This is a genomic window from uncultured Pontibacter sp. (assembly GCF_947495565.1).
In the GTDB taxonomy this organism is placed as follows: domain Bacteria; phylum Bacteroidota; class Bacteroidia; order Cytophagales; family Hymenobacteraceae; genus Pontibacter.
Genome location: NZ_CANLZM010000030.1, coordinates 1 through 3,976 on the forward strand (window position 1 = coordinate 1; position 3,976 = coordinate 3,976).

The 3,976-nt window shown below is 47.1% G+C and carries 3 protein-coding genes; 1 reads left to right on the plus strand and 2 read right to left on the minus strand.

Features of this window, described 5'->3' with window-relative positions:
* Positions 1-397: 397 nt before the first annotated feature.
* Positions 398-715, minus strand: a complete 318-nt coding sequence (locus Q1B04_RS19880; RefSeq protein ID WP_299762726.1) for a hypothetical protein — start codon at positions 713-715, stop codon at positions 398-400.
* 177 nt (positions 716-892) lie between these two features.
* Positions 893-2,347: a tyrosine-type recombinase/integrase gene (locus tag Q1B04_RS19885; RefSeq protein ID WP_299762729.1), complete on the minus strand. Its 1,455-nt coding sequence runs from the start codon at positions 2,345-2,347 to the stop codon at positions 893-895.
* A 128-nt stretch (positions 2,348-2,475) separates the two neighbouring features.
* Here Q1B04_RS19885 and Q1B04_RS19890 point away from each other — a divergent pair, with 128 nt between their 5' ends.
* Positions 2,476-2,868: a hypothetical protein gene (locus Q1B04_RS19890; RefSeq protein WP_299762733.1), complete on the plus strand. Its 393-nt coding sequence runs from the start codon at positions 2,476-2,478 to the stop codon at positions 2,866-2,868.
* The last annotated feature ends 1,108 nt before the right edge of the window (positions 2,869-3,976 follow it).

Sequence of the window (3,976 nt, forward strand, 5' to 3'; positions counted from 1 at the left end):
GCCTAAACTCCATTCATGCCTTTGGCTCTTTTTCCAGCCGCTTGCCCGCTTTAGTGGCCTTTGATGCCCTCCAGCCCCTAAAAAGCATGAAAGACACGCCACTTTAAAATCTGAAAATAAGCCCAATCACGGCCAACGTTTAGGACAGGCATTGGACTAGGCGAAGCCGAGTATAGAGCCTGTGCAGGGTTAGCAAAGGATATTCTTTAGAAAAGCTTTGCATCAAATCTTCCCTCAGTAACCCGAATAGTTTCACACCCGGGCTTGGTTAGCGTAAACTCGAACTTGCCGGCGATAATACCGTTGGTGAGGTCGAACCTCGTGATCTCTAACTTTCCATCTCGATACACATCTGCGTCGCTTCCGTAGGTACAGTTTGAACTGAAAGTTGCAATACCTATTTGGGGTCATTTAAATAATAGATGCCTTCGCGCTCCAACTGACTCATATAGATATCCATGTATTCATAGTCCTCATCTTCAACATTATATGCTCTTATGGCTAGCTCACGGTCATCATAGATAAAATTCAAGTTAGATTGAAAGAAATGGGGGCGGCCCTTCGGCAACCACACTTTACCGTTTACCAGAGCCCCAAAAGTGTTCTTCCCCTCCATGGTGGCAGCTGGAAGCTCTTCTTTGGGATTGGCAAACCACTTCTTACAAGAGGAAAAGCACAGGAGGACTAGGAGAAGATAGAGAGCGCGTGTTTTCATTTAATATAGGTTATATTCTATTACTTTTTTCCTTGCTAACTACTGTATAGCAGGAGTACCTACTCCTACTATCTGCACTATGTGTGGAGTACTGTTAACACCTTTTCTACGGGTTTTAGATTAAGGTCTTGCTTTCTTTTCCACTCTTCCATAGCGCAACACTAATATAGTTATATTCTATAAATTATCAAGTGGACTAACAATTTTATCCAAAGCATAGGTGGTCACGTGCGTGTATACTTCGGTGGTCTTACTGCTCCTGTGCCCAAGCAAGGTTTGGATATAGCGCAAGTCGGTGCCCTGCTCAAGCAAATGCGTGGCAAAAGAATGCCGTAAAGTGTGAGGTGTGGCGTTGGTTTTCACACCCGCTTTTTTACGGCAGGCCTGAAATACGTTGCGCAGACTGTCTGACGTGTACTGTCCTCCAAACTGCCCCTCAAACAGCCACTCTTTCGGGCTGTACTCCTTATAGTACACCCTCAGGTTCTCCAGCAGCTTCTGCGACAGCACCGTGGTGCGGTCTTTCTTGCCCTTGCCTCCTCTAATAAGCAGCAGGTTCCTGTCCGACTTCACGTCAGTAAGCTTCAGGTTGATCACCTCGCCAATCCTGAGCCCACCGGCATAGAGTAGCTGCAACATGCAGCGGTGCTTAAGGTTGTCAGTGGCCGAGAGTATCTTCTTCACCTCCTCCTTGCTGAGTACAGTGGGCAGCCGTTCAGGTTTCTCCGGACGCTCCACATTATTTAGCTGCACCTCGTGGCGGCCCAGCACCCGCTGAAAATAGAACTTAACGGCATTGATAGACTGGTTGATGAAAGAGCAGGAGTAGGCCCCGGCCTGCACCATCTGCCGGTGGTACTGGTTGATATCCTCTTCTGTAAAAGCTCTGACCTGCTCTATCCCGCTGTCTTTGTGGCTGTTGAGAAATCGCAAGAGAAGGCTGTGGTAGGTACGGATCGTGTTCATGGAGTAGTTGAGCAGAAAGAGCTTCTCCAGATAATCGATTGGGCAGGTGATGTAGCCTGTCCCCTTTACGTAAGTCTGCTCCCAGAGCCTGCGCAGCAGCACCACGTCGCGCACCACCAGTTCCTGGCTCAGCCACAGCCAGCCCACCCCCTCAAGTTCCTCTGCCAGTTGCTGAATGTGCTGCCCGCCCTCGGGTATGGCGAAGCACTTCTGCTCCCGCTGCCAAGTGGCTAGCCTGCTATATTTAAGTGTCTCATACACCTGCTGGCTGTAGCGGAAGGTAACGCTGATCATTGTTCTGTTTTCCTCCACCAGCATCGGCTGCAGCTTCACCACCGGCATATCAGGCAGCTTTCCGAGCGGCTCCCCCTGCCGCCCGCCTGCCAGCACCGGCACCAGCTTACTGGGTTTCAGCCTTTTGGGCCGGTACAGGTACTGCGTGCTAACTTTCGCCAGCCCCTGAAAGTGCGCGAAGGTCATTTCCATGCTCTGTGGCCGGTGGTGCATTACAAAGCACTTGTAGGTCTTGCTATACTTAATCCAGGCAGCCTCCTTCAGTCGCTTAACAATAAAAGGGTTAGGCTTGTGCCAGAGGCGAATGTATCCAACGCCTTCATGCTCCAGGGTGTTGAGATAAATAACTGGCAGATTAGACGGAAATTGCATCGTGCTTAAAATTTACAACCGCAATTAAACACCTAAATCCGCAGTAGTCGTAAAATACCCGGGTAAGTCCGGCTGTACCCGGGTATGCCGGACTTACCCGGGTACAGCTAATTCTTTAAATTGTAATCATGGATGAGAGAACTTGCGAAAATTGTGGGGTGAGGCTTACAGGAAGGGTTGATAAAAGATTTTGCAGCGACCAGTGCCGGTCAATTGCCAAAAATAGCCGCAAGGCTCAGAATGAGGGCGAGCGCATGATGAAGGAGATCAACACGAAGCTGCGCCATAACCGTTTTGTACTTCAACGCCACAGTCCAGAGGGCAAGACCACTCTCAGACGGGAGGTGCTCCAACTGGCCGGGTTTGACTTCCGCCACTTCACACACCTTTACCGCACTCGCCAAGGCAACACCTATTACTTCTGCTACGACTACGGCTACCTGCTGCTCGAAGACGAGAAGGTGCTCATCGTGAACTGGCAGCCCTACATGGAGAAAAGCAACTCCTTCACTCGTAACTGAGTTACAGTTTCAGCCGCTCCCGAAGCTGCTGCACGTGAAAGAAGGTAAGGCCTGTGTAGCAGCTGAAAAGCCATATATCGCGCACCTGGCTTAGAACACGGTACTGATTTTGGTGCCCACCTCACTTTTACTTTCAAATACGACAATTAATGTAAGACTTTACAGATTGCTCAGCACCTGCGCATCTTTATGCTATTTAATTAGTATCATCAAATTTAGAAACTTAACCTTACATTTAGTATAGATACCCGAATTTGCTGCCTCTGAAAGGAGAGAAAATGTAAAATTCAGGTGGGACTAAAAACAAAAAAGCCCGTAAATCAATGACTTACGGGCTTTTTGCTGGTTTTGGTATCGCTACCGGCAGAGAGCAAGGGATTCGAACTCAAGCCTCAACATATTCATTATCAATCACTTATTACTCTAATAATACAGCGGACACCCGAATTTTCCTCCATTTGAGGTTTATATCTTTTCCTATAATCAAATTTACTAATTTAATCAGCAAACATCAAGTTGAGAAAGTAAAAATTGCTACCCTACTTCTTAGTAGGTTTATAAAGGAAGAACAGACACAGCATAATGGCGCCTGCCTCTGGCTTGTCGTTAGCTATGATATCATGCGTTATTTGTAAAGACTGCAATCTAAGTAAACATAGCTCACTAACTCAGGCATCTACCCATTTCAGTTCAGGTCATAATTTTGGCTACGGTCCGGTAGCAAAGCAAGCTTACATTGACTTCTTCAAGTAATTTTATGCTTCTCCGACTCACCATACGTGCGGCCGCTTTTCTGCACTTTATCCTTTGAGGGCTGCTTCTTTTTTCATCCTTTTAGCTAAAATTGTAAGGAACTCTGGGCACTAAGCCAGTCCTGCCCCGGCCAAAGCTTCAGTACCTTTTATCAGCTGGTACCTATAGTGCTGGCATTAAAAAATTTGAAATGATCACAGTGACACCAGGTGAATATAATACTATTTTCACCTGGTGTTACTGTGATAGTAGTGCCTGATCCTACTGGTATATAATCCTTACTAGAAGCTATCTCATAAATTGTTTAAGCAGAATCAGCATACAAGCCAGCAGAATAAAAGCCTTGAAGTTCTCT